This window comes from Halopseudomonas sp., assembly GCF_036960865.1.
Taxonomy (GTDB): Bacteria; Pseudomonadota; Gammaproteobacteria; order Pseudomonadales; family Pseudomonadaceae; genus Halopseudomonas.
This window is the reverse complement of record NZ_JBALWE010000001.1, coordinates 371,979-396,478: the sequence shown is the minus strand read 5'-3', so window position 1 is coordinate 396,478 and position 24,500 is coordinate 371,979. Positions and strand designations below refer to the sequence as shown.

24 protein-coding genes are annotated in these 24,500 nt (G+C 60.8%); 12 read left to right on the top strand and 12 right to left on the bottom strand.

Annotated features, from left to right (window positions below; translation table 11 throughout):
• Positions 1-100 precede the first annotated feature (100 nt).
• The 5 genes from adk (at position 101) to V7747_RS01850 (ending at position 3,620) form a co-directional block, all read left to right on the top strand.
• Positions 101-748 carry an adenylate kinase gene (adk, locus tag V7747_RS01870; RefSeq protein WP_335614357.1) on the top strand — a complete coding sequence of 216 codons (648 nt, stop codon included), beginning with the start codon at positions 101-103 and terminating at the stop codon, positions 746-748.
• 101 nt (positions 749-849) lie between these two features.
• Positions 850-1,530 carry a tRNA (adenosine(37)-N6)-threonylcarbamoyltransferase complex dimerization subunit type 1 TsaB gene (gene tsaB / locus V7747_RS01865; RefSeq protein WP_335614356.1) on the top strand — a complete coding sequence of 227 codons (681 nt, stop codon included), beginning with the start codon at positions 850-852 and terminating at the stop codon, positions 1,528-1,530.
• A 30-nt stretch (positions 1,531-1,560) separates the two neighbouring features.
• A complete protein-coding gene (locus V7747_RS01860; RefSeq protein WP_335614355.1) occupies positions 1,561-1,875 on the top strand; it encodes a hypothetical protein in 315 nt (104 codons plus the stop codon).
• A gap of 3 nt (positions 1,876-1,878) precedes the next feature.
• Positions 1,879-2,766: a DUF72 domain-containing protein gene (locus tag V7747_RS01855; protein WP_335614354.1), complete on the top strand. Its 888-nt coding sequence runs from the start codon at positions 1,879-1,881 to the stop codon at positions 2,764-2,766.
• 50 nt (positions 2,767-2,816) lie between these two features.
• Positions 2,817-3,620 carry a class I SAM-dependent methyltransferase gene (locus V7747_RS01850; RefSeq protein ID WP_335614353.1) on the top strand — a complete coding sequence of 268 codons (804 nt, stop codon included), beginning with the start codon at positions 2,817-2,819 and terminating at the stop codon, positions 3,618-3,620.
• A 3-nt stretch (positions 3,621-3,623) separates the two neighbouring features.
• On the opposite strand, the gene plsB is transcribed toward V7747_RS01850, so the two are convergent.
• The gene (gene plsB / locus V7747_RS01845; protein WP_335614352.1) at positions 3,624-6,092 is read right to left on the bottom strand and encodes a glycerol-3-phosphate 1-O-acyltransferase PlsB; all 2,469 of its coding nucleotides are present in this window, start codon (positions 6,090-6,092) and stop codon (positions 3,624-3,626) included.
• A gap of 365 nt (positions 6,093-6,457) precedes the next feature.
• Between plsB and V7747_RS01840 the strand changes: the two genes are divergently transcribed.
• The 5 genes from V7747_RS01840 (at position 6,458) to V7747_RS01820 (ending at position 11,403) form a co-directional block, all read left to right on the top strand.
• Entirely contained in the window at positions 6,458-7,387 is a 930-nt protein-coding gene (locus V7747_RS01840) for an ABC transporter ATP-binding protein (RefSeq protein WP_335614351.1), read from the top strand.
• Positions 7,384-8,118, top strand: a complete 735-nt coding sequence (locus tag V7747_RS01835; protein WP_092288023.1) for an ABC transporter permease — start codon at positions 7,384-7,386, stop codon at positions 8,116-8,118. Before V7747_RS01840 ends, V7747_RS01835 begins: the two co-directional genes overlap by 4 nt.
• Positions 8,119-8,133: 15 nt before the next feature.
• Complete coding sequence (locus V7747_RS01830) at positions 8,134-9,975, top strand: Gldg family protein (RefSeq protein WP_335614350.1); 1,842 nt, start codon at positions 8,134-8,136, stop codon at positions 9,973-9,975.
• Between the two features lie 10 nt (positions 9,976-9,985).
• Positions 9,986-10,966 carry a DUF4340 domain-containing protein gene (locus V7747_RS01825; protein ID WP_335614349.1) on the top strand — a complete coding sequence of 327 codons (981 nt, stop codon included), beginning with the start codon at positions 9,986-9,988 and terminating at the stop codon, positions 10,964-10,966.
• A gap of 227 nt (positions 10,967-11,193) precedes the next feature.
• Entirely contained in the window at positions 11,194-11,403 is a 210-nt protein-coding gene (locus tag V7747_RS01820) for a cold-shock protein (protein ID WP_092288026.1), read from the top strand.
• Between the two features lie 395 nt (positions 11,404-11,798).
• Here V7747_RS01820 and trxC read toward each other — a convergent pair whose 3' ends face one another.
• From trxC to rlmF, 6 genes are all read right to left on the bottom strand, one after another.
• Positions 11,799-12,230, bottom strand: coding sequence for a thioredoxin TrxC (gene trxC / locus V7747_RS01815; protein ID WP_335614348.1), 432 nt, complete (start codon positions 12,228-12,230; stop codon positions 11,799-11,801).
• 62 nt (positions 12,231-12,292) lie between these two features.
• Positions 12,293-12,748 carry a potassium channel family protein gene (locus V7747_RS01810; protein WP_335614347.1) on the bottom strand — a complete coding sequence of 152 codons (456 nt, stop codon included), beginning with the start codon at positions 12,746-12,748 and terminating at the stop codon, positions 12,293-12,295.
• A 3-nt stretch (positions 12,749-12,751) separates the two neighbouring features.
• Positions 12,752-13,129, bottom strand: coding sequence for a hypothetical protein (locus V7747_RS01805; RefSeq protein WP_335614346.1), 378 nt, complete (start codon positions 13,127-13,129; stop codon positions 12,752-12,754).
• A 32-nt stretch (positions 13,130-13,161) separates the two neighbouring features.
• Complete coding sequence (locus tag V7747_RS01800; protein ID WP_335614345.1) at positions 13,162-13,965, bottom strand: putative RNA methyltransferase; 804 nt, start codon at positions 13,963-13,965, stop codon at positions 13,162-13,164.
• Complete coding sequence (dapE, locus tag V7747_RS01795; RefSeq protein ID WP_335614344.1) at positions 13,965-15,101, bottom strand: succinyl-diaminopimelate desuccinylase; 1,137 nt, start codon at positions 15,099-15,101, stop codon at positions 13,965-13,967. The genes V7747_RS01800 and dapE overlap by 1 nt, the downstream gene beginning before the upstream one ends.
• A 79-nt stretch (positions 15,102-15,180) precedes the next feature.
• Positions 15,181-16,170 (bottom strand): 23S rRNA (adenine(1618)-N(6))-methyltransferase RlmF, encoded by a 990-nt coding sequence (rlmF, locus tag V7747_RS01790; protein WP_335614343.1) that lies wholly within the window; start codon positions 16,168-16,170, stop codon positions 15,181-15,183.
• A 229-nt stretch (positions 16,171-16,399) separates the two neighbouring features.
• Here rlmF and tcdA point away from each other — a divergent pair, with 229 nt between their 5' ends.
• Complete coding sequence (gene tcdA, locus V7747_RS01785; RefSeq protein WP_335614342.1) at positions 16,400-17,176, top strand: tRNA cyclic N6-threonylcarbamoyladenosine(37) synthase TcdA; 777 nt, start codon at positions 16,400-16,402, stop codon at positions 17,174-17,176.
• Between the two features lie 90 nt (positions 17,177-17,266).
• Here tcdA and dapD read toward each other — a convergent pair whose 3' ends face one another.
• The 5 genes from dapD to map are packed head-to-tail and all read right to left on the bottom strand — an operon-like array spanning position 17,267 to position 23,421.
• Positions 17,267-18,301, bottom strand: coding sequence for a 2,3,4,5-tetrahydropyridine-2,6-dicarboxylate N-succinyltransferase (gene dapD / locus V7747_RS01780; protein WP_335614341.1), 1,035 nt, complete (start codon positions 18,299-18,301; stop codon positions 17,267-17,269).
• 18 nt (positions 18,302-18,319) lie between these two features.
• Positions 18,320-18,673, bottom strand: a complete 354-nt coding sequence (locus V7747_RS01775; protein ID WP_335614340.1) for an ArsC family reductase — start codon at positions 18,671-18,673, stop codon at positions 18,320-18,322.
• A gap of 3 nt (positions 18,674-18,676) precedes the next feature.
• The gene (gene dapC, locus V7747_RS01770) at positions 18,677-19,873 is read right to left on the bottom strand and encodes a succinyldiaminopimelate transaminase (RefSeq protein ID WP_335614339.1); all 1,197 of its coding nucleotides are present in this window, start codon (positions 19,871-19,873) and stop codon (positions 18,677-18,679) included.
• A 9-nt stretch (positions 19,874-19,882) separates the two neighbouring features.
• Entirely contained in the window at positions 19,883-22,591 is a 2,709-nt protein-coding gene (locus V7747_RS01765) for a [protein-PII] uridylyltransferase (protein WP_335614475.1), read from the bottom strand.
• A gap of 41 nt (positions 22,592-22,632) precedes the next feature.
• On the bottom strand, positions 22,633-23,421 hold the full coding sequence (gene map / locus V7747_RS01760) for a type I methionyl aminopeptidase (RefSeq protein WP_335614338.1): 789 nt from the start codon (positions 23,419-23,421) through the stop codon (positions 22,633-22,635).
• A gap of 293 nt (positions 23,422-23,714) precedes the next feature.
• Between map and rpsB the strand changes: the two genes are divergently transcribed.
• On the top strand, positions 23,715-24,452 hold the full coding sequence (rpsB, locus tag V7747_RS01755; RefSeq protein WP_092288038.1) for a 30S ribosomal protein S2: 738 nt from the start codon (positions 23,715-23,717) through the stop codon (positions 24,450-24,452).
• Positions 24,453-24,500: the final 48 nt, after the last annotated feature.

Below are 24,500 nucleotides of genomic sequence, written 5' to 3'. Positions count from 1 at the left end.
GGGCTAAACGAATTCTTGTGACGGCCTGCGCGCCTGTCCTCTGCCAGCAGGCGGCCGGTTGCTGCCGTTGGCGCGGTTTCAGTTAGACGAGGAGTAAATCATGCGAGTCATCCTGTTAGGCGCCCCCGGTGCGGGCAAGGGTACCCAGGCTCAGTTCATTTGTGAGCGCTTTGGTATTCCGCAGATTTCCACCGGCGACATGCTGCGCGCAGCGATCAAGGCCGGCACTGATCTGGGTAAGCAGGTCAAGGAAGTCATGGACAGCGGCGGGTTGGTGTCGGACGACCTGATCATTGGCTTGATCAAGGAGCGTATCACTCAGGAAGATTGTGCCAACGGCTTCCTGTTTGACGGTTTCCCCCGCACCATTCCGCAGGCCGAAGCGCTGGTTGACGCCAACATCGAGCTGGATCACGTGTTGGAAATCGCCGTTGCCGACGAAGAGATTGTCGCGCGCCTGTCCGGTCGTCGCGTTCATCCCGGTTCTGGCCGCATCTATCACGTCGAGCACAATCCGCCGAAGGTAGCCGGCAAGGATGATGTGACCGGTGAAGAGCTGATCCAGCGTGATGATGACAAGGAAGAGACCGTGCGCAAGCGCTTGCAGGTCTACCACACGCAGACCAAGCCGCTGGTCGAGTTTTACAAGCAGCTGGCCGCCGACAAGGGCGCGCCCAAGTGCTCCAAGGTCGAAGGTGTCGGCTCGGTAGAGCAGATCACCGCCAAGGTGCTGGCAGCGCTGAGCTGACCTTTACCTGCTTGACCCAAGGCCCGTGTTGACGTCCTGTCGCACGGGCCTTTGCATTTGGGTACAATTCCCGACCCTTTTGAGACCACTGCTGGAAACCCATGACCACACTGCTTGCACTGGATACTGCGACCGAAGCCTGCTCGGCAGCGCTGCTGCATGAGGGCGAGGTGGTCTATCGCAGTGAAGTCATTCCACGCCAGCACGCGCAGCGGTTGCTGCCGATGCTCGAAGAGCTGCTGCACGAGCGAAGCATCACGCTGGCGCAGGTGGACGCGTTGGTGTTCGGGCGCGGGCCGGGTGCCTTTACCGGCGTGCGCATCGCCACCGGTATGGTGCAGGGCCTTGCCTTTGCCACTGGCAAGCCGGTGATCGCCATCTCCAATCTTGCTGCGCTGGCGCAACGTGCCTGGCGTGAGCATCAGGCTGAGTTTGTGGCGGCGGCGATCGATGCGCGCATGGATGAAGTGTACTGGGGGGTGTTTGCGCAGCGTGATGGCGTAATGCACGCAGTTTCCGACGAGCGGGTATGTGCTCCGGAGCAGGTGACAGTACCCGTCACTGATGCTCAGGCTGAGTTGACCGGGGCGGGTACTGGCTGGCAGTACGCGGAACGGCTAGCGGTCAAGCCTGCGGTGTGTTGGCCGCAGATGCTGCCGGATGCGCGCGATCTGCTGGCGCTGGCGTTGCCGCTTTGGTTGGCTGGCGAGGTACTGGACGCCGCTGATGCCCAACCCATCTATTTGCGTGACAAGGTTGCCACGCCCAAAGCGCAGCGCTAATCTGAGCGCCTTGAAAGCGGAGAATTCGCAGTGCGTCTTGACGGCCTGAACCCTTACACCACGCTCCCCGAGCGCAACAACCGGATCGCCACCTCGGCGGCGCCGGTCGATGCTGCGCGTGCGAGTGCGGCGGAACAGGCTACAACTGTTTCGTCCAGCCGCTCGCTGACCGCCCGCACGGTTAACGCCACCTCTGCCAATGCCGAATACATCCCGGCCCGCCGCGAGACTCAGCAACCGGTCTACGGCCGCACCAACCAGGCGCTGGCCAGTTATGAAGCCACGGCCAACCTGCCGGTCGAGGGTGATGCTGAGAACGTGGTCGGCATAGACCTGTTTGCCTGATCGGTGCCGCTGACCGAATCCCCCCTGCGTCTGGGCTGCACTCAATGGTCCGATCCCCTGTGGCAAGGCGCCCTGTATACCAGTGATAGTGATGCCGACCAGCGTCTGGCGCAGTATTGTTCAGTGTTTGCTGCGGTAGAGGGCAACACGACTTTTTATTCCCTGCCGAATGCCGAGCGCGTGACGCGTTGGGCGGAGCTGATGCCGCCGACATTTCGCTTTTGCGCGAAACTGCCGCGGGAGGTCAGCCACGGCGGTCGGCTGGATCCTGCCAGCCCGATGCTCAAGGAGTTCTTCAGCCGTATGGCGCCACTGGAGCAACGTCTTGGACCTGTCTGGCTGCAACTGCCGCAGCGCTTTGCCCCTGCGAGTCTGTCTGAATTGACAACGTTTCTGGATGCGCTGCCTGGCGAGTTTGATTACGCCGTGGAGGTCCGTCATCTCGACTTCTTCCGCAAAGACAGCCACGAGCAACAACTGAACCGTCAGCTGCATCAGCGTGGTGTGGAGCGCATTATCTTCGATACCCGTGCGCTTTTTGCCAGTACCGATACTTCGCCCGCGACTCTGGAAGCCAAGGCGCGTAAACCGCGCCTGCCGGTTCACGCGCTGGCATTGACCGCTCAGCCCGCGGTGCGCTTTGTTGGTGGCATGGATAACGCTGCCAACCTCGCCGCCTTGCAGCCCTGGATCACCAAGTGCGCGCAGTGGCTCGAAGCGGGGTTGCGGCCGCTGGTTTTCATGCACACGCCGGACAACCGTCTGGCACCAGAGTTGGCGCGTTGTTTTCATCAGCAGTTGCAGCGGCGGCTTGCCGATTTGCCGCCGATGCCCGTTTGGCCCGGTGAGGTCGAGGCGGCGCAGCAACCGCAGCAGGCAGGTCTGTTCTGAATGCCCTCCAACTATTTACCGAGCTGTTTATCGTTTAAGGAGCGGGAGCAATGAGCCTAGATAACGGCGCTGACGGACTGGCGATCTTTGCGGCGCAGGGTCATGAAAGCGCCGCTGCGGCGTTGGCAGAACGCCTGCAGTTGCCGCTGCAGCAAGCGCAGGCGCCGCTGGCGGCATTGTTGTTGTGCGTTGATGGGCAGGGGCTCAGCTTACGCAGCACCGAGGCGGATGTGCCGGGTGCTGCCGCCACGGGTGCGGTGCGGGTTGATTTTGTCGGGGGCGCGCAGGCGCATCGGCGCCAGTTTGGCGGTGGCGCGGGGCAGATGGTGGCGCGTGCTGTGGGTATTCGCGGCGCGCTACGCCCGAGCATCCTGGATGCCACTGCGGGTTTGGGACGTGATGCCTTCGTTATGGCCTCGTTGGGCTGCCGGGTGACGCTGCTGGAGCGCCAGCCGGTGGTGGCTGCACTGCTGGAAGACGGGCTGCAACGGGCTCGTGCTGCCGGCGGCGAGGTTGCCGAGATCGCCGAGCGTATGCAACTGCGGTGCTGCGATGCCATTACCGCCATGACGGACTGGCATAACGATATTCCGCAGGTGATCCACTTGGATCCGATGTTCCCGCACCGCGATAAGTCGGCGCTGGTTAAAAAGGAGATGCGCCTGTTTCGGCCGCTGGCAGGAGATGACGATGACGCTCCCGAGCTGCTCGCCGCCGCGCTGCAGCTGGCCAGCCACCGGGTGGTGGTCAAACGTCCGCGCAAGGCGCCGGCCATTGCCGGCCAGGCGCCCAGCGCAGAAATGAAAGGGCAGTCCAGCCGCTACGATATCTACGGCAAGAAACGCCTGGAGTAGCCGTCATTCCGCCTTAGAGGTGCGCGCTACCTGTCGAATCGACAGGCGAATTTCAGCGCTCAGGACCCGCTTGGCAATGTTCTCGGCAATGTCTTCCAGGCCGGCAACATAGTGAAGTCGGCCTTCCTCGTCTGGCCTCACCACACGCAAGTCAACCAGCCGCTGGATAAACTGGCGGAACAGCGTTTTGTCGAAGAATTCCGGCGCGTTCAGGCCGTGCAGAATCGACAGCCTTTGCGCCATCACCGTACACAGGGCTTCCAGCTGTTCTGCGGTCTGGCTGCCGTTGGGGAAGTTCAGCAGCAGCGCCGAGGCCATGTAGAAGCGTTCGAGAATCTGGATGATGCTGCGCGACAGCAGGCTGAGCATGACAAAGTCGGCTGAGCTCAGGTCCGGTCGGTGAATTTGGCCATCCTCTTCACGCAGCAGCCCTTGTGCCACCAGGCTGTCGACCCAGGTCTGGATGACCTGCGGCAGCTGTTCCTCGTCCCATTGAAGAAAGAGTTCGCCCTGCAGGTAGGGGTAAATGCCCAGAATCAAGCGTTCGATCTGCGAGCGGTTCATCCGCGGGTTGTTCTGGAACAGGCAGGCAATCAATGCCGGCAGCACTACAAGGTGCAAAATATTGTTGCGGTAGTAGGTCATCAGTACCGCTTGCGGCTCGTCCAGCACCATGATCTCGCCCAGTGCGTCGGACTGGCGCTGGATCATCTGCATGCTCTCCACGTGCTTGATCATCGCCTGCCCGTCCATATCCGGCAGGGTCACGCTGTCGCTGTAGGGCACCTGACGCAACAACGCAGCGTAACGGTCGAGTACCTTCGCCAGCGAGGTTTCGTCCAGCGCCAGGCGCGCGGTCGAGAGCATTGCGAGCGCCACCAGGTTGACCGGGTTGACGTCAGCGGCAGCGCTGATGGCGCTGGTCAGGGTGCGCGCCAGTTGGTTGGTGGTGTCGTTCAACCAGGCCGGGCGGTAGTCCGGCCCGAGCGCTTGCGTGCGCCAATCCGGCTGCTGCTGGTCGAGAAAGTCGGCCAGCGGCAGCGGTTGTCCGAAGTTGACGGCGACCTCACCAAAGCGCAGCTTAAGCGCCGAGATGACCCGAAACAGATCGAAAATAGACTCTTTCTTCTTGGTCTTGCCGCGCAGTTCACCCAGGTAGGTGCGCCCCTCCAGTACCCGTTCATAACCTATGTAGACGGGAACGAACACAATCGGCCGCCGCGGTGAGCGCAGGAAACTGCGCAGGGTAATCGCCAGCATGCCGGTTTTCGGGCTGAGCATGCGGCCGGTGCGTGAGCGGCCGCCTTCGATAAAGTATTCCACCGGAAAGCCGCGGCTGAACAGGGTATGCAGGTACTCGTTGAATACGGCGGTGTATAGCTGATTGCCCTTGAAGCTGCGGCGCATGAAAAAAGCGCCGCCGCGCCGCAGGATGCCGCCGATGACCGGCATATTGAGATTGATCCCGGCGGCGATGTGCGGGGGCGTCAGGCTGTTGCGCACCAGCAGGTAGGATAGCAGCAGGTAGTCGATGTGGCTGCGATGGCAGGGTACGTAGATGATTTCGTTGCCACGCGCGATATCGTGCACGCGCTTGATATGGTTGACCTTCACGCCGTCATACAGCTTGTTCCAGAACCACGACAGCACTACCTCGAGAAAGCGAATGATGCTGTAGGTGAAGTCCGAGGCAATTTCGTTGGCGTAGCGGGCTGCCAAGGCCTGGGCTTTGTCGTGACTGATATTGTTGTCGGCGGCCTCGCGGCGAATGGCTTCCTTGACCATGGGCCCGTGCAGCAGACCCTTCAACAGCGTGCGGCGGTGGGCCAGCTCCGGACCCACGACGGCAGTGCGCTGGTGGCGGAAGTGGACGCGTAGCAGGCGGTTGACACGACGCAGGTGGCGTTCGTGATCAGGTTCGGGGCTGGTCAGCGCCTGCAGCGACATGCTCTTGCCAAAGTGCACGCGAATGTTGCGGCCGTGCAGCAGTATGGCCAGCAGTTTGCGCAGTCGCCCGCCAACCCAGTTGTAGGCAAACAGCAGCTTGATGGGTGAGGACTCGGCATCTGGCGAGAGCCCCCAAAACACGGTAATCGGGACAAGCTGTACCTCGTCACATCCGCGCTCCACCGCGTCCAGAATCTGCCCCATGCGCGGGGACTGACGGCGCGGATCAGGCCGGCCGACCCAGGAGCTTTCGCTACTCAGAAAAACGTAGGATTCCTCTTGCTGCAATGGTTCTCTCGGCGGGCGGACCGGCCTTGGCAGTCCTGCTCGGACGCATTCGCGGTCAGCCACGATCAGGTCAGACAGCGAACGGTAGGGCAGCACATAGATGACTGGCTTGAGCGGATCGAGGTCGAGATCTCCCGCGGGGTTACCAATGCTTTTTGATTTTGCCCAGAGATACAGCATACGTCTGGACAGGCCAAAACGCAGGCGACCAAAAAAGGAGGAGTAGGCAGCGGACATAATCTTCTCAAGGCAGGTGAATCGCTGACAGTCAGGCTGTCAGGGGTGTTGGCACGAATTCTAGCGCGTTTGTTCGGCAGTAACAGCCCGGCGCAGGAGCGACCGTCGGCAAGCCGGGCATATCCTTGCTTGAAATGCGTACGGTGGATTCATATAGTCTCTGCCTTGAGCGCAGCGCGCTCCAGGGTGAATGCAGCGGATTGTGACTGCGGCAACCGGCCACAGGTTTCGCACGGGGGAAGTGTGAACCAGCGCACAAGGCCAATGTCTATGTCTTCGCGTTCAATCCTGGAGAGAAGCGAGTGCCTGGCGGTGACTGCCCACGGGCACGCTGCGACCTATCATTTGGGGGAATAATAAAAGGCATGATCAGTATAAATAGCCTGACTAAACGCTTCGGCGAGCACGTCGCCGTAGACAACCTGTCCTTTGACGTCAAACCGGGTGAAGTGCTCGGTTTCCTCGGCCCGAACGGCGCCGGCAAATCCACCACAATGAAAATGCTCACCGGTTTTCTCACGCCCGATGGCGGGTCTGCTTCGGTGTGTGGCTTTGATGTGCAAAGCCAGATACTGCAGGCGCAGCAGCGAATGGGCTATCTGCCCGAAGGTGCGCCCTGTTACGGTGACATGCGCGTCAAGGGATTTCTCGAGTTTATCGCGGCGGTACGTGGTTTCAGCGGTGCCGAGAAGCATCAGCGTGTGGCCCGCGCGGTAGAGCAGGTGGAGTTGCAGTCGGTGCTGGGGCAGCGGATTGAAACCCTGTCCAAGGGCTTCAAGCGCCGCGTGGGTCTGGCCCAAGCGATTCTGCATGACCCCCAGGTACTGATCCTCGATGAACCCACCGATGGTCTGGACCCCAACCAGAAGCACCATGTGCGCCACCTTATTCAGCAGTTGGCCGAAGGCAGCAACAAGATAGTGGTGATCTCCACGCATATTCTCGAAGAGGTCAGCGCTGTGTGCTCGCGCGCAGTGATCATCGGTCGTGGCCGTCTGCTGGCCGATGGTACGCCCGAGGAGCTGGAGGCGCGCTCGCGCTATCATCAGGCAGTGACGTTGTCGCTGTCACAGCCGGTCGATACCCAGGCGCTGGTGCAGCTGCCTGGCGTGCTGGCAGTAGAAAGCCAGCGCGAAGGGCAACAGCTCACCGTGTTGGCCAAGCCCGGTGAGGTCATCTTCCCGGCGGTCGGCCAACTGGCTCGCGAGCAGCATTGGCCGGTGGCCGAACTCTCGGTGGAGCGTGGTCGTCTTGACGATGTCTTCCGTGGTCTTACATCAGGGGAGGCGGCATGAGCAACCTGGGCGTAATCTTCAAGCGCGAGTTGGGCAGCTACTTTGCGACCCCGCTGGCCTATATCTTCATCGTTATCTTTCTGGTGCTGTCAGCACTGTTCACCTTTGATCTGGGTGGCTTCTATACCGCCGGTCAGGCCGATCTGAACGCCTTTTTCTCGTTCCACTCCTGGCTCTATCTGTTCCTGGTGCCCGCCATCGCCATGCGTCTGTGGGCGGAGGAGCGCAAGTCCGGCACCATTGAGCTGTTGATGACCCTGCCGGTGTCGCGTACCGACATGGTGCTGGGCAAGTTCCTCGCCGCTTGGGTGTTTGTCGGCATTGCCCTGCTGCTGACCTTCCCCATCGTGCTGACCGTCAACTATCTCGGCAACCCCGATAACGGCGCGATCTTTACCGGTTACCTGGGTAGCTGGTTGCTGGCTGGCGGCTATCTGGCCATCGGCTCGTGCATGTCGGCGGCGACCAAGAATCAGGTCATCGCTTTCATCCTCAGTGTCGTGGTGTGTTTCATCTTCATTGCCGCCGGTATCCCCATGGTGCTCGATTTCTTCAGTGCCTGGGCGCCCCAGTGGCTGGTGGATGCCATTGCCTCATTCAGTTTTCAGGTTCGCTTCAGTGCCTTGAGCCATGGCGTACTGGAACTGCGTGACCTGCTGTATTTCTTCTCGTTGATGGCCGGTTGGTTGTTCGCCACAGCGATTGTCATCGACCTGAAAAAGGCCGATTGAGGCAAAGGAGCATTCATGAAACGTCTGATTTTTTCTGGTGCCGGGCTGCTGGTGCTGCTGCTGGCCTTTGTTGCCTTCAATATGGCAAGCAACGTGCTCCTGCCCGGAGCGCGTATCGATTTGACTGAACAGAAGCTGTACACCTTCTCAGAAGGAACGCAGCGGATTCTGGCTGATCTGGAAGAACCAATAGACCTGTACTTCTTTTTCTCCGACCAGGCCAGCAAGAAGAACGTGGCGCTGCGTAATTACGCCAAGCGGGTGGAGGAAATGCTCAAGGAATATGAGCGTGAAGCCGACGGCAAGATTCGCCTGCACATCATCGACCCACAGCCTTTCTCGGAAGCTGAAGACCGCGCCGCCGAGTTTGGTTTGCAGGGTATTCCGCTGACCCAGAGCGGCGATAACCTCTACTTCGGCTTGGCCGGCACCAACGAGTTGGCCCAGCGCGAGGTCATTCCGTTCTTCGCGCTGGAGCAGGAGGGGATGCTGGAATACGAGCTGAGCCGCCTGGTCAGTACCCTGGCGCAAACCGAGAAGCCCAAGGTCGGCCTGATCTCCGGACTGCCGATGAGCGGTGGCATGAATCCCTACTCGCAGCAGCCGGCCCCAGCCTGGGTCGCGCTGGAGCAAATGCAGCAGATGTTCGATGTACAAGAGTTGCAGCATGATGTCGATCAAATTCCGGACGATATCGGCGTTTTGCTGCTGGTACATCCGAAATCCATGACTGAAGCGGCGCTCTACGCGGTTGATCAGTTCGTCCTGCGCGGCGGCAAGTTGCTGGCCTTTATCGACCCCTATGCCGAGTCGGATCAGGGCATGGAAGCGATGATTGAAGGCATGGCGGATGGTAAGGCTTCCGACCTGGGCCCGCTGCTCAAGGCCTGGGGTGTGCAATACAACCCTGAGCGAGTGGTCGTGGACGAGCGTCAGGGCATGTCGGTCAGCCGCGGTCAGGGGCAACTGCCGGCCCGTCATATTGGCTGGCTCGAGGTTGAGCCCGCGCAGATCGACAGCGAGGACACCATCACCGCGCCGCTGCAATTGCTGACCATAGGTACCGGTGGCGCGCTGGTGCCGGTGGAGGGCGCGAAGACGCAATTCACCCCGCTGTTGACCAGCACCGCAGATAGCGCATTGATGCCGAGCGAAGCCTTTGCCAGCCTGCGTGATCCGGAGGACCTGCTAAAGGGCTTCCAGGCCGATGAGCATACCTATACCTTCGCTGCGCGACTCGAAGGTCCGGCCGCTACCGCCTATCCGCAGGGCGTGGAGGGGCACGAGCCGGGCCTGCAGAGTGCCGACAACATCAACGTGGTCGTGGTCGCCGATACTGACATGCTGACTGACCGCATGTGGGTGCAGGTGCAGGATCTGTTCGGCCAGCGCATTCCGCAGCCGTGGGCTGACAATGGTGGCTTCCTGATCAATGCGCTGGATAACCTGTCCGGCTCGGACGCGCTTATCAGCGTGCGCTCGCGGGGTGACTTCAGCCGACCCTTCACAGTGGTCGAGAAGCTGCAGCGTGATGCTGAAAGCCGCTTCCGCGCCAGCGAACAGCGCCTGCAGCAGCAGTTGGCCGAAACCGACCAGCGCCTTGCGCAGCTGCAGCAGAACCAGGACCCGAACCAGTTGACCGAGCTGACCACCGAGCAGCGCGATGCCATTCAGCAGTTCATCGATGAGAAGCTGGCGATTCGCAAGCAATTGCGTGACGTGCGCTACAAGCTGAATGAAGACATCGACAACCTGGGTACCCAATTGAAGTTCATCAATATCGCTCTGGTGCCGTTGTTGCTGACCTTTGGCGTACTCATCTGGTGGCTGGTTGGCCGCCTGCGTCGCAAACACTGAGGAGCCTGGCATGCGCAAGATTGTATTGATCGTAGTCGCGCTGCTGGCCTTAGTGCTGGTGGCAGTGGCGCTGCAGGTGCGCAAGGCCGACCGGGTGGCTGACTTGCAGAGCTACAAGCTGCTCTCCGAGGCGCAGTTGCAGACCTTGGCCGATACCCAGGCGATTACCCTGCAGCGCGGCGCGCAGCGGGTTGATCTGGTTCGCGAGGAGGGCAACTGGCTAGTCGCTAACAGTGATGGTTTTCCGGTCATGCAGCCACGCCTGGCGGCGCTGCTGCTGACGCTGCGTGGCGCTGAAGTGCAGGAAGAGAAGACCAGCAACCCCGAGTATCATCAGCGGCTTGGCCTGAGCGCTGACAGTGAGCCGCCGGTACTGCAGGTTACCCTGGACGCCGGTGATAGTGAGTTGGGCTTGCTTTACGGCAACACCGTGGGCCAAGGGCAACTGCTGCGTCTGGCAAATACCGACCAGGTGTTGCTCATCAACCGGCCGCTGAATATCTCGGTGAACAGCCATGATTGGTTGGATCTGCAAGTCAGTTCGATTGGGCTGGAGCAGATTGCCAAGGCTAATTGGCAACACGCCGACGGTGAAACGCTGGCGTTGGAGAAGGCAGAACAGGGCGACTATAACTTTCGCCTGGTGGGTGAGGGCGGTGCCGAAGGTCAGGAGCGCAAACTCAACAGCATGGTACTGGCCCTGGCCAACCTGCGCGCGCAGGATGTCAGCCTGCGCAGCGAGCTGAGCTTACCTGAGCCCAGCCTGCGGATGCAGTTGAGCACCTGGTCGGGGTCGCAGCTCAATGCGTCGCTGTATCAGATCGATAACCAGTATTGGCTGACAATCGACAACGTGCAGCAGAACGACGAGCAGCCGCTGGAAGTGCGGTTCGACCCGCGCTGGGCTTACCAGCTCAGCGTCGCCCAGCATGACCAACTGGCGCTGCGCGCCGCCGACCTGCAACCCGAGGCTGCTGCCGCGGAGCAGTAACCTCCTGCCTCAGCCGACGGTGCCTACCGTCGGCTGAACTCCCTGGCGGCTTGATCGCCTTCAACTTGCACCCCTTTCAGCATTGTCTAGACTCGAAACAAGGCCTCCACAGCAGCGTAGAGCTGCTGGTCCGTGCGTGCTGTTCTGGCGTCGGCGGCGTTGGCAGGCCAATAGTGTTGCCGATAATGCAGCAACGTCATCAAGTCTGTTGTAGTGAGGAAGAGGTAATGGCAGAGCGCGAGCACGGGACCGTCAAGTGGTTCAACGATGCCAAGGGTTTCGGTTTTATTCAGCGTGAGTCCGGTCCGGATGTCTTTGTACACTTCAGAGCCATTCGGGGCGATGGTCATCGCACTCTGGTAGAAGGGCAGGCGGTGGAGTTCACCGTGACCCAAGGTCAAAAAGGCCTGCAAGCGGAAGACGTCGCCAAACTCTAGTAGGCCCGAGGCGACCTGTCTGCACCTGCTGCAAAGAGGGAAGGCGCCAGGCTCTGACGCGAGCGACGCTTGCGGGTGAAGGCGCGGATGAATGAAAAGTGGTTCTGCATTGCCCTGGGAGATGGCCTGCTCGCTGCGCCTGTGATTGCCGAGTTGGCGGCGCTGTCCCTGCCCACGCGCACTACTACTTGAGCCCCTCTGGCGCTGTTATTGCGCCGCAGCCAGCGGGGTGGCATTGCGTGTGCCATCTGTACTTCTCACCTGGCCTGCGTTGCAGCACATTATGCCTCGCGGCCCTGCCGTAGATCCGGCATGTTGGGGCTGGAATTGCTCAATCGCCACCTAGGCAGCCTGCCTGTCATGGCTGTATTGTCATCTGGAAAACCGAGCTGTCGTCAGCTGACGGCAGGCAGGTGGGTGTCCAGCCAACGGGCAAACTCTTGCGCAGGCACCGCGCCGTTGAGTCGTGCGACTTCCTGTCCTCGGTGCAAAATCAACAGAGTAGGAATGCTACGAATGGCAAAGCGGGCGGCCAGATCGGGAGCGGCCTCGGTATCAATCTTGACCAGACGGGCGCGCGGTTCGATTGCCGTCGCCGCCTTGCTAAACACCGGCGCAAACTGCTGACAGGGGCCGCACCAAGAGGCCCAGAAGTCGATCACCAGAGGTAGATCGGCACTGGCATGCTTGGCGAAGGTGGCGCTGCTCAGTGCCAGCGGCTGTCCGGTAAACAGCGTTTTTTTGCAGGCACCGCAGGTCGGACCGGCATCCAGGCGCGCGGATTCGAGTCGATTCTTGCGGTGGCAGTGGGGGCAACTGATCAGCATTGGCTGGTTCTCCGCGTGGCTTTACAGCTGTGATGGGGACCGACTTCGCGTTTTCAACCCTACTAGCTGTGGCTATCGTCTTCTCCGCGCCAGTGGCGTTGTAACTCCAGGAAAGTCAGCGAGGCTGACCAGGTGATCAACACCAGCCCGGTCAAGGCTTCAGTGCCATAGAGAAAGCGAATATTACCTACCGGGGTGATGTCGCCGTAGCCCAGTGTGCTGTAGGTGGTAGCGGACAGATAAACCGTTTCAAACAGGGTGGGCTCGGGCATTCCGGCGATGCCACCGAGTTCAGGCATTTTCAGCAGCAGCAGGGCGCCGGCACCGAACAGCCAGATCTCGGCGATATGGGCCAACAGCAACACGAAGATCAGCGTGAGAATCCGGGGTCTCTTAGACAGGCGGGTGGTGTCGAGAAAGCGCTGCAGGCGAGCCAATACCTCGTAGTGAAGGACGACCGCCAGAATCACCATCAGCACACTGGCGCAAACGGTGATCCAGTGATACTGGTCGATCATGGTCTAGAGAGCCCAGACAAATTCGCTTTCACCCTCGGCGTTGACCTTCAGCCAGCGGTCGGCATCGGCTTCGCCATCGGTTTCGTTCCAGCTGCCTACCGAACAGCGGACCTCGTGTCCCAGCGCCTGATGAACGGCCCGCGCGCAGTCAGCGTCAGTCGCCCAGGGCGTAGCCTCGCTGTCGAACCAGATGCTGGTCCATTTGCCCGCTGCCTTGCGTACTATCATCAGCGGAACCGGGGGCTGGCTTTCGATCAGCCCCTGCCGACTATTGCCCTTGGGCTCGTCGAGCACGACCGGGCCTATCGCCTCAGGCAGCCAGGCGAGCAGATCCTTTACATGGTCTTCGCGCAGGTAGATCTCGATATCGGGTTGGCGCACGATGCGTCCTCGTGGAGCAGTTGATCGGGTGTTTACAGCCTTTCCAGCAATACCATTTGCATGGCTACTTCGAGCCCTTCGACGCCGCTGGCGCAGATAGCCTGCTGGCGTTCAGGCTGGCTGCGAAACCCGTGCGGCGTCATGCCGATCAGGTGGCTTAACTGGTCGGCAGGTACCTGCAGAGCATAGCGCAGGGTGCTTTGCGAGACGATGTGCAATTGATCAGGCAGCGATTTGATCAGTTCCGGCGTGGGGTGCACGGTGTCGTAGAGTTTTTCACGCAGAGCCAGCAAATGGTCGGCATGCGGCCCAACGATGAGTGCGCGGCCACCGGGGCGCAGGGTGCGCACGCATTCTTCCGGCGACCAGGGGCTGAACACGCAGAGCGCTGCGTCCAGGCTTTGATCGGCTACCGGCAAGCGCGCACTGGAGGCGACCAGCCACTGAATGGCTTTGCTGCGACGACAGGCCTTGAGAATGGCATCCTTGCTGATGTCCAGCCCGGCAAGTCTGGCCTGGGGCAGCGCAGCGCCGAGGCGCGCGCTGTAATAGCCCTCGCCGCAGCCCATGTCGAGCACGCGCGTGGGTGCTGACTCTGCCAGTAGCGCATTGATTGCATCGCTGACCGGCTGATAATGCCCGGCATCGAGAAACGCTTGACGGTGCGCCAACATCTGCGGCGTATCACCCGGTTGCTTGCTGTTCTTGTGCTGCACCAGCAGCAGATTCAGGTAGCCCTGGCGTGCCTGATCGTAACTGTGGCCGTTGGCGCAGCTCCAGTGGCGGTCGTCGGCGTTCAGTGGTTCGTGGCAATGGGGACAGATGAGCTCGATCATCAGGCCAGCAACCGCACCAGCGTGGCTTCGTAGATATCCGTGAGAATATCCAGGTCAGCGGCCTTGATGCATTCGTTGACCTGGTGGATGGTCGCATTGACTGGGCCCAGCTCGACCACCTGGGTACCCATGGTAGCGATAAAGCGGCCGTCGGACGTGCCGCCGGAGGTGGAGGGCTGAGTCTCGCGCCCAGTGACCTCCCGAATTGCCTCTGCCACGCCGTCGAGTAACGCGCCGGGCTCGGTCAGAAACGGCAGACCGGAGACCGTCCAGTGCAGTTCGTACTCCAGGCCATGCTGATCCAGCAAGTCGCGTACGCGCGCCTGCAAACCCTCAACAGTCGATTCGGTGGAGAAGCGAAAGTTGATCAGCGCTTCCAGCTCGCCTGGCACCACGTTGGTGGCGCCGGTGCCGGAATGAATATTGGAAATCTGGAAACTCGTGGGCGGGAAGAAGGCGTTGCCCTCGTCCCAGCTCTCTGCGGCCAGCGCTGCCAGCGCCGGCGCGGCGAGGTGGATCGGATTGCGCGCCAGGTGCGGGTAGGCCACGTGGCCCTGCTTGCCCTTGACGACCAGCCGGGCATTCAGCGAGCCACGGCGGCCGTTCTTTACTACATCGCCCACCACCTCGGTGCTCGAAGGCTCACCGACAATGCACCAGTCGACCTTCTCGCCGCGTTCAACCAGCGTCTCGACCACCTTGACGGTGCCTTCGGTTGCGGGCCCTTCCTCATCGCTGGTGATCAGAAAGGCGATCGATCCACGATGGTCAGGATGCTGGCGGACAAAGCGCTCCGCCGCGACCACCATGGCAGCCAGGCTGCCTTTCATATCCGCCGCGCCGCGACCCAACAGCATGCCGTCGCGCACGATGGGCTCAAAGGGTGGCTGATCCCAGTTCTCCAGCGGGCCGGTGGGTACCACGTCGGTATGGCCTGCAAAGCACAGCACCGGGCCCTGCTCTCCGCGCCTTGCCCAAAGGTTATCCACCTCACCAAAGTTCAGTTGCTCCAGCTGGAAGCCGACTGCGGCCAGACGCTCGCCCATCAGTTGCTGGCAGTCAGCGTCTTCCGGGGTGGTGGAGTTGCGCGAGATCAGCTCGCAGGCCAGGGTGAGGGTGGGGGATAGCTCGGTCATGATTCGCTTCGCTGGTGGTGTGTCTGGCGCACATGATAACAGAGTGGGCTGCCGGGCCAGAGGGCCCGGCAATCGATCCTTAGCCTGCGGGTTTTGCCGGGGCCGGCCAGCGTGCCTTGCGCCAGGCGCGCCGCTGTTTCTTGTCGAGAAAGGTCCAGGCCAGCAGGCGGCTGCGCTTCTGGCCTTGGGCCATATCCAGCACGCGCACATCGGTTGCGCCCAACTCGCGCAGCTGTACTGGCAGCTGTTTGAGCGTATCGGTATTGGATACCAGGCTGCTGAACCAGAACACCTGCTGCGCAAATTCGGCGCTTTCCGTGGCCATGCGCGACAGGAAGCCGGCCTCGCCACCTACACAATGCAGCTCGTTGGCCTGGCCGCCAAAATTGAGCCTGCCGACCTTGCTGTCGGCTTGCTTGCCCAGTTGCTGCCACTTGCGTTGATTGGCCGCGCGGGCTGCTTCGGCGCTGGTGTGGAACGGCGGGTTACACAGGGTAAAGTCAATCTGTTCGTCTGGCCTGATCAGTTGGCGGAACAGCTGGTCGCTGCGTGGCTGCAGACGCAGGCTGATGCGCTGCGCGGCTTGTGGGTTGGCATCGAGCAGCCGCTCGGAGTTGTCCAGCGCTACCTGGTCTATGTCGCTGCCGACAAAGCTCCAGCCGTAATCATGGCTGCCGATCAGTGGATAAATCAGATTGGCGCCAGTACCCAGGTCCAGGCCCCGTATCTTCTTGCCTGTGGGTATCTTGCCGTCATGACTGTCGGCCAGCAGGTCAGCCAGGGTGTGCAGATAGTCTGCGCGGCCCGGCACCGGCGGGCATAAATAGCCGGGCGGAATGTCCCAGTCGCGGACCTGATACTGCAGACGGAGCAAGGCTGCGTTTAGCGCCTTGACGGCCTCCGGGCTGGAAAAGTCGATACTCTTGCCACCCGCTGGGGAGTCAAGCAAATGCCCGCGCAGCGCGGGGTGTACGTTGCTCAGGGCGGTAAAGTCGTAGTGGCCCTGATGGCGATTACGCGGGTGTAGAGCAGCTTTGCTCTTCGCTTTGGGGCGGGTTTTACGCGGCATGGGAGGTTCCCTGATGATGGGGCGTGATTCTCCCACACTTGATGAGCCATAAGCCATGCAACGCCGCTGCGGGCTTGTGCACAAATACCGTGGATGAATCTGTGGATAACCCAAGGATAGCTGTTCCGGCCCTATGTCTGACGGGGCCTGTCAGCATCTGGCTGTTTATTGAGCAATCGCGCCGGGCATGCACGCTGATATACTTGCCGGCTGATGGCAGGGGGTACAGATGGCAATAGATGATCCACGTTTCGGTGGCATAGCACGCTTGTACGGCGTGGACGCACTTGCGCGGCTGCAGGCCAGCCATGTGGTGGTTGTTGGCATTGGCGGTGTAGGCACCTGGGTTGCCGAGGCGCTGGGGCGCACGGGCATTGGCCGGATTACGCTGATTGATCTGGATGAGGTCTGTGTGACCAATACCAATCGCCAGTTGCCGGCCATGGACGGCAATATCGGTCGGCCCAAGGTCGAAGTGATGGCCGAGCGGCTGCGGGCAATCAATCCGGCGTGTGTGGTCAACCCGGTGCTGGATTTTGTCTCGGCAGCGAATGTCGCAGATTATCTGGGCGACGACGTGGATTGCGTGGTCGACTGCATCGACAGCATCAAGGCCAAGGTGGCGCTGATTGCCTGGTGCCGCCGGCGCAAGCTGGCCGTCATCACCACCGGCGGCGCCGGTGGGCAGATTGATCCGACTCAGGTCACCGTTTCCGACCTGTCGAAGACCGTCAACGACCCCTTGGCCGCCAAGGCGCGCTCGCAATTGCGCCGCGACCACAACTTTCCCAAGGCCGACAGCAAGCGCAGCTTCGGCGTACCCTGCGTGTATTCCAAGGAGCAGCTGCGTTACCCGATGCCCGACGGTTCGGTGTGTCAGCAAAAGTCTTTTGTGGGGGAAGGCGTGCGCCTGGACTGTGCTGGCGGTTTCGGTGCGGTCACCATGGTCACCGCCACCTTTGGCATGGTTGCCGCGGCCCAGGCGGTGCAGCGTATTTTGCGTTGAAAGCAGCTCGCCAAAGCAATAAAAAAGGGCCCGCACCGGAAGCCGGAGCGGGCCTTTTTTAATACTGGCAGCAGGGACTAGAGAAAATACTCAGTTGTGTGCATGCAGCATGTCGTTGAGCTGAATCGCGCTCTTGTTGGTCTTGCACTCGATGGCGCCAGTCTGCGAGTTGCGGCGGAACAGCAGGTCGGACTGATTGGCCAGATCCCGTGCTTTGACGATTTCAACTAGATTGTCGGCGTCATCCAGCAAGGTGACCTTGATGCCGGCGGTGATGTACAGACCGGCCTCTACGGTGCAGCGGTCGCCCAGCGGGATACCGATACCGGCATTGGCGCCGATCAGGCAGCCTTCGCCGACGGAAATCACGATGTTGCCGCCGCCGGACAGGGTGCCCATGGTCGAGCAGCCACCACCCAGGTCGGAGCCCTTGCCGACGAAGACGCCCGCAGAAATGCGGCCTTCCACCATGCTGGTGCCTGCGGTACCGGCGTTGAAGTTGATGAAGCCCTCGTGCATGACCGTGGTGCCTTCGCCAACGTAGGCGCCCAGGCGCACGCGGGCGGTGTCGGCGATGCGGATGCCGGCAGGCACGACGTAATCGGTCATCGAGGGGAACTTGTCGATGCTGTGCACGACCAGTGATTCGCCCTGCATGCGCGCGGCCATCTGGCGCTGCGGCAGCTCGTTGATGTCGATGGCGCCCTGGGTGGTCCAGGCGACGTTCGGTAGCAGCGGGAAGATGCCGGCCAGCACTACCCCGTGTGGCTTGACCAGGCGGTGTGAAAGCAGGTGCAGCTTGAGGTAGGCCTCAGGCGTCGAGGCGGGTGCTTCGTCGGTGGCCAGTACGGTGGCGACCAGAGGGCGAGTACTGTTGGCCATTTGCGCGACCAGGGCACCTGCTTCGGCAAAGCCGGCGGTACTGAGTGCATCGGCAAGGGCTGCGCACTGGCTGGCGGCAAAGTTGATGGCTTGATTGCCTTCGCTGTAGCCGAGTTGCTCGCTGACAACCTGGATCAGGGCGTTATCGGGGTTCAGCAGCGGCTGCGGGTAAAAAACCTCAAGCCAGTTGCCGGCGCTGTTCTGGGTGCCGATGCCAAAGGCCAGGCTGAAACATTCGCTCATGGGGTTGTTCCTTTGATGCTATGCATTGGTGTCGAACGCGCTGGCGTACCACTCCGGCTTGAAGCCGACCAGGCGCTGTGAGCCGGTATCCAGTACCGGTCTTTTGATCATCGAAGGGTTGGCCTGCATCAGGGCAATGGCCTTGTCGGTGTCGATGTCATTTTTGTCTGCTTCGTCCAGCTTGCGAAAGGTCGTGCCTTTACGGTTGAGCAGGGTTTCCCAGCCGTGTTCGGCACACCAGGCACTCAGGTGCTCGGCGTCGATACCCTCTTTCTTGTAGTCATGAAAGACGTAATCCACGCCATGCTCATCCAGCCAGGTGCGGGCCTTCTTCATGGTGTCGCAGGCTTTGATGCCGTAAAGGGTAATCACGTTTTACAGGCCCTTGATGAAGTCGCGGATGCGCTCGGCGGCTTCGATGCAGTCGCTCAACGGGGCGACCAGCGCCATGCGAATCCGGCCGGCGCCGGGATTATAACCATCAATCTCCCGTGAAAGGTAACGCCCGGGGACCACGGCGACGTTCTGCTCGGCAAGCAGGCGTTGGGTAAACACGTCATCGGCAATCGGGGTGACCGGCCACAGGTAGAAGCCGGCATCGGGGCGCTGGACCTCCATCACCGGCTCAAGAATGGCCAGCACGGCGTCGAACTTGGCTTGATATTGCTCACGGTTGTCGGCCACGTGCGACTCGTCCTGCCAGGCTGCCAGACTGGCCAGCTGGCTCTGCACGGGCATGGCGCAACCGTGGTAGGTGCGGTATTGCAGATAAGGTCCGAGCAGGGTGGCATCACCTGCGACAAAGCCCGACCGCAGCCCCGGCAGATTGGAGCGCTTGGACAGGCTGTGAAATACCACGCAGCGCGCGTAGTCGTCGCGGCCCATGGCGGCGCAGGCTTGCAGCAGGCCTACCGGCGCCGGGCCGGCGGGTGCGTAAATCTCGCTGTAGCACTCGTCGGAGGCGATGACAAAGTCATATTGGTCGGCCAGTTTGATCAGTTGCTGCAGGGTCTCCAGCGGAATGACCGAGCCGGTCGGGTTGCCGGGCGTGCAGATGAACAGCAGTTGGCAGCGTTGCCAGATATCGGCGGGTACCGCGGCAAAGTCGGGAATGAAACCGTTGCTGCCATCACAGGCCAGATAATGTGGCTCGACACCGGCCAGAAAGGCCGCCCCTTCATAGATCTGATAAAAAGGGTTGGGGCTGACCACCAGGCCCTGCGGGTCGCGTTGTACCAGCGCCTGCGTAAAGGAAAACAGTGCCTCCCGGGTGCCGTTCACCGGGATGATGTTGCCACTAATGTCCAGGCTACCAGGCTTGAGGTCGAAGCGGCGGGTCAGCCAGTCGGCAATACCCTGGCGCAACTCGGGTTTACCCTGAGTCGTGGGGTAGACCGCCGCCTGATCCAGGTTGTTGGCCAGGGCCTCCAGCACAAAGGGCGGCGAGGGGTGCTTGGGCTCGCCAATCGACAGGGAAATCGGCCGTAGAGCAGGGTTGGGGGTTACGTCTGCTATCAGCGCGCGCAGCTTTTCAAAGGGGTAGGGCTGCAAGCGTTGCAGGTCACTATTCATGCACAATCCTCAGGGGCCAATGGCAATCGGGCTGCTGTACGCCTGCTCGGTTGGCTGGGTACTGCTTAGGGTATCGATGATGGTCTGCTGCAGACGTTCACACAGGGCGGGGTCGGAGAGCGCCTGGTTGTCGGCGTCGGTCAGGACGAAGACGTCGTCTACGCGCTCGCCCAGAGTGACGATCTTGGCGTTCTGCACGCTGATGTCGAAGTCCAGCAGAATGCGTCCCATGCGGGCCAGCAGACCCGGACGGTCAGGGGCGCTGAGCTCAAGAATGGTGTGCTGGCCGCCGGGGTCGTTGAATATGGTGACCTCGGGGGCAAAGGCAAAATGCTTGAGTTGGCGCGGTACGCGGCGCTGGATGATGGTCGGGAATGCATCCGGATCGGACAGAGCGTCGATCAGCTCGTGCTTGATCTGGCGGATACGTTCGGGATTATCGCCAATCGAGCCGCCGTCGGAGTCGAGAACGATGTAGGTGTCGAGACTGAACTGGCTGGTCGAGGTGATGATGCGCGCATCCTGAATGCTCAGGTTGAGCTGATCCATGGCTGACACGGTCGCAGCAAAAAGGTCGTTCTGCTCGGGGGTATAGATAAAGATCTGTGTAGCACCCTCGAACTCGCGCTGCGCGGTTTCCTTGATCAGTACCAGCGGCCCCTGACGGCTGCTGTGCTGCACAATCGCCTCGGTGTGCCAGGCCACGTCGCTGGCGGTATGGCGCAGGAAGTAGTCGTCACCCAGTTCGGACCAGAGCGCTTCGGCGTCCTCTTCCTCGATGCCGTTGCGTACCAGAATATCCAGGGCCGCTTGCTGAGTCTGGCGGATGTGCTCGTCGCGGTCCGGCGGGTTGTCCAGGCCGCGGCGCAGCGCGCGCTTGGTTTCGGTATACAGCTGGCGTAGCAGTGAGGCACGCCAGGAATTCCATAGTGTGGGGTTGGTGGCGTTGATGTCAGCGATGGTCAGCACGTAGAGGTAGTCGAGACGCACCTGGTTGCCCATCTGTACAGCGAAGTCGTGAATCACCAGCGGGTCGGAAATATCCTTGCGCTGTGCGGTGGTCGACATCACCAGGTGGTTCTCCACCAGCCAGGCGATCAGATGGGTGTCCCAGGCGGGCAGGTGGTGACGGCTGCAGAACAGCTCTGCATCCACGGCGCCCAGCTCGGAGTGGTCACCGCCGCGGCCCTTGGCAATGTCGTGATACAGCCCGGCGATGTACAGCAAATCGGGCTTTGGCAGGCGACAGAAAATGCGCCAGGCCAGCGGGTAGCGGTCCTGGTATTCGGGCCAACTGAGCTTGCGCAGGTGCTTGATCAGGTTAAGCGTGTGCGCGTCCACCGTGTAGATGTGGAATAGATCATGCTGCATCTGGCCCACGATCTTGCCGAATTCCGGCAGGTAGCGGCCAAGAATGCCGTAGCGGTTCATTCTGCGCAGGTTGCGGTGGATGCCTTCCTTGCAACGGAACAGCTCGATAAACAGGCTGGTATTGCGGATATCGCTACGGAAATCATCATCGATCAGGTGACGATGATCGCGCAGCAGACGAATGCTGTCGGCGCGCACGCCGCGAATTTCCGGGTGCTGCGCCATGAGTACAAATATTTCCAGAATGGCGAAAGGCGTGCGCTTGAAGACGTTGGGGTTGGTGACTTCGATGTAATGGTTGCGAATCTGAAAGCGGCTGTTGAGGGGCCGAATATCCGCCGCTTCGGCGTCGCGCAGCAGAATCTCTTCAAAATGCTGCATCAGCAGGTCGTTGAGTTGCGATAGCGACATCACCACCCGGTAGTACTTCTGCATGAAGCGCTCGACCGCCAGCTTGCTGTCGTTGCCTTCATAGCCCAGCATCTTGGCCAGCGCGCGCTGATGGTCAAACAGCAGGCGGTCTTCGGCACGCCCGGCCAGGTTGTGCAGGGCAAAGCGCACCTGCCAGAGAAAATCACGGCCTGAGGCGAGAATGCTGTACTCGGGCTCGTTGAGGAAGCCCTGGTCAACCAGTTCACGCAAATCATTGGTGCCAAAGTGGCGTAGCGCCACCCAGGCAATGGTCTGAATGTCGCGCAGACCGCCCGGCGAGCTCTTTACGTTTGGCTCGAGGTTGTACTCGGTGTCGTTGAACTTGGCGTGACGTGCCTGTTGCTCGGCCCGTTTGGCGCGGAAGAATTCGGCGTCGCTCCACATATGCTCGGTGCTGATCGCGCTCAGCATGCCCTGACGCAGGGCCTCGTCTCCGGCCAGGGTGCGGGATTCCATCAGGTTAGTAATGATGGTCAGGTCGGCTTTGGCTTCCTGTTGGCAGTCGTCGATGGTGCGCACACTCTGGCCGACTTCCAGGCCAATGTCCCAAAGCAGCATCAGGAAAGTCTCGATCGAAGCGCGGAACGCTTCTGCGTCGTCGCGCACCAGAATCAGCAGGTCGATATCCGAGTGTGGATGCAACTCGCCCCGGCCGTAGCCACCGACAGCCAGCAAGGCTATGCCCGGGTCCTTGGCGCAATCGAGCTGGGCCCAGGCCTGCTGCAAAATCTGGTCGGTAAACCAGGCGCGCTCATGGATCAGTTGACGGATGTCGCGACCGCCCTCAAAGCGGCTCTGTAACACGCCGTCGGCATGCCTGATCGCCTTTTTGAAGGCGCCGATCGGGCTGCTCTTTAATGCCAGTTCCGCCTGAAACTGGCCCGGATCGAAAAGCGCGTTATCCATCGTATTTATCCTTGGCGTTGAGCGGCCCCGGCAGTGACTGGCTGCTACTGCTATTGAAAGGATTCTTCGCTGCGGCGGGTGAGTACTTCGTAACCGTCAGCGGTGACCAGGATCGTGTGCTCCCACTGCGCTGACAACTTGCGATCCTTGGTGATCGCGGTCCAGTTGTCGCCCAGCAGGCGAGTCTCTGCACGGCCTTGGTTGATCATCGGCTCGATGGTGAAGGTCATGCCTTCCTTCAGCTCCATGCCGGTACCTGCGCGGCCATAATGCAGCACCTGCGGGTCTTCATGGAATACCTTGCCAATACCGTGGCCGCAGTATTCGCGGACGACGCTGTAGTGGTTGGCATGGGCATGATCCTGAATCACCTGGCCGATATCGCCAAGGCGTGCGCCGGGGCGCACCACGGAAATTCCCTTATAGAGACACTCCTGGGTAACCCGCGCCAGCCGTCCGACCCATTCAGGCGCCTCGCCCACGATGAACATCTTGCTGGTATCGCCGTGGTAGCCATCCTTGATCACCGTCACGTCGATATTCAGCGCATCGCCGTTTTTCAGCGGCTTCTCGTTCGGGATGCCATGACAAACGACGTGGTTGATCGAAGTGCAGATGGATTTGGGGAAGGGCATGCGACCCGGCGCGCCGCCATAGTTCAGCGGCGCCGGAATGGCCTGCTGGACGTTGACGATGTAGTCGTGGCAAATGCGGTCGAGCTCTTCGGTGGTAACGCCAGGCTTGACGTATTCGCCGATCATCTCCAACACCTCAGCCGCCAGGCGCCCGGCGATGCGCATGCCGGCGATGTCTTCCGGGGTCTTGATGGATACGGTCATGACAGGATTCTCTTGATTAGACGCCAGCAGGCGCAGTGACAAACCCCGGATTCTAACAGACCTCGGCGCGGCTGTTGAGGCGGCCTGCAATGATGCCTCCTGGCGGCGGAACTTTATTCGCCGGGCTATATATGGTATAAAGCGCCGCGCCTGAGCAAACACCCGATTTTCCAACCGGTTTTTTGCTTGGGTGAACCTTAATCCGCACACGTATCGACACGGTGTCCTGGGTGCCCCTCGGGGTTGGACATTGGGATACGTGGAGGCCAAACCCGACTTATGATGGAGTTATCATGACCCAAGTCTCTATGCGTGACATGCTGAAGGCCGGTGCGCACTTCGGCCACCAGACCCGTTACTGGAACCCGAAAATGGGCAAGTTCATTTTCGGCGCTCGTAACAAGATTCACATCATCAACCTTGAAAAAACCATGCCGATGTTCCACGACGCCCTGAGCTTCGTTGAGAAACTGGCATCCGGTAAGAACAAGGTTCTGTTCGTAGGCACCAAGCGCGCTGCCAGCAAGATCATTGCTGATGAAGCGACCCGTGCCGGTCAGCCTTACGTTGATCACCGCTGGTTGGGCGGCATGCTCACCAACTACAAGACCATTCGTCAGTCCATCAAGCGCCTGCGCGATCTGGAAGTCCAGTCTCAGGACGGTACTTTCGCCAAGCTGACCAAAAAAGAAGCACTGATGCGCTCACGCGACCTGGAAAAGCTGGATCGCGGTCTGGGTGGTATCAAGGACATGGGCGGCCTGCCTGATGCTCTGTTCGTGATCGATGTTGAGCACGAGCGCATTGCCATCACCGAAGCCAACAAGCTGGGCATTCCGGTCATCGGTATCGTCGATACCAACAGCAGCCCGGACGGCATCGATTACGTCATCCCCGGTAACGATGACGCCATCCGCGCCATCAAGCTGTACGCAGCGGCCGTTGCTGACGCAGTACTGCGCGGCAAGAACAACGCTGGCGGCGCCGACGAGTTCGTCGAAGAAGCTGCGCCGGAAGCCTCTGAAGGCTGAGGTGCACGCGGCTAGGTACATGCCGTAAAAAAGGGGGCTTTGCCCCCT

Bases quoted from the DNA above. Each gene is read 5' to 3' on its own strand.
- adk (WP_335614357.1), top strand. From the start codon at position 101: ATGCGAGTCATCCTGTTAGGCGCCCCCGGTGCGGGCAAGGGTACCCAG.
- tsaB (WP_335614356.1), top strand. From the start codon at position 850: ATGACCACACTGCTTGCACTGGATACTGCGACCGAAGCCTGCTCGGCA.
- V7747_RS01850 (WP_335614353.1), top strand. From the start codon at position 2,817: ATGAGCCTAGATAACGGCGCTGACGGACTGGCGATCTTTGCGGCGCAG.
- plsB (WP_335614352.1), bottom strand. From the start codon at position 6,092: ATGTCCGCTGCCTACTCCTCCTTTTTTGGTCGCCTGCGTTTTGGCCTG.
- V7747_RS01840 (WP_335614351.1), top strand. From the start codon at position 6,458: ATGATCAGTATAAATAGCCTGACTAAACGCTTCGGCGAGCACGTCGCC.
- V7747_RS01835 (WP_092288023.1), top strand. From the start codon at position 7,384: ATGAGCAACCTGGGCGTAATCTTCAAGCGCGAGTTGGGCAGCTACTTT.
- V7747_RS01830 (WP_335614350.1), top strand. From the start codon at position 8,134: ATGAAACGTCTGATTTTTTCTGGTGCCGGGCTGCTGGTGCTGCTGCTG.
- V7747_RS01825 (WP_335614349.1), top strand. From the start codon at position 9,986: ATGCGCAAGATTGTATTGATCGTAGTCGCGCTGCTGGCCTTAGTGCTG.
- V7747_RS01820 (WP_092288026.1), top strand. From the start codon at position 11,194: ATGGCAGAGCGCGAGCACGGGACCGTCAAGTGGTTCAACGATGCCAAG.
- trxC (WP_335614348.1), bottom strand. From the start codon at position 12,230: ATGCTGATCAGTTGCCCCCACTGCCACCGCAAGAATCGACTCGAATCC.
- V7747_RS01810 (WP_335614347.1), bottom strand. From the start codon at position 12,748: ATGATCGACCAGTATCACTGGATCACCGTTTGCGCCAGTGTGCTGATG.
- V7747_RS01800 (WP_335614345.1), bottom strand. From the start codon at position 13,965: ATGATCGAGCTCATCTGTCCCCATTGCCACGAACCACTGAACGCCGAC.
- dapE (WP_335614344.1), bottom strand. From the start codon at position 15,101: ATGACCGAGCTATCCCCCACCCTCACCCTGGCCTGCGAGCTGATCTCG.
- rlmF (WP_335614343.1), bottom strand. From the start codon at position 16,170: ATGCCGCGTAAAACCCGCCCCAAAGCGAAGAGCAAAGCTGCTCTACAC.
- tcdA (WP_335614342.1), top strand. From the start codon at position 16,400: ATGGCAATAGATGATCCACGTTTCGGTGGCATAGCACGCTTGTACGGC.
- dapD (WP_335614341.1), bottom strand. From the start codon at position 18,301: ATGAGCGAATGTTTCAGCCTGGCCTTTGGCATCGGCACCCAGAACAGC.
- dapC (WP_335614339.1), bottom strand. From the start codon at position 19,873: ATGAATAGTGACCTGCAACGCTTGCAGCCCTACCCCTTTGAAAAGCTG.
- map (WP_335614338.1), bottom strand. From the start codon at position 23,421: ATGACCGTATCCATCAAGACCCCGGAAGACATCGCCGGCATGCGCATC.
- rpsB (WP_092288038.1), top strand. From the start codon at position 23,715: ATGACCCAAGTCTCTATGCGTGACATGCTGAAGGCCGGTGCGCACTTC.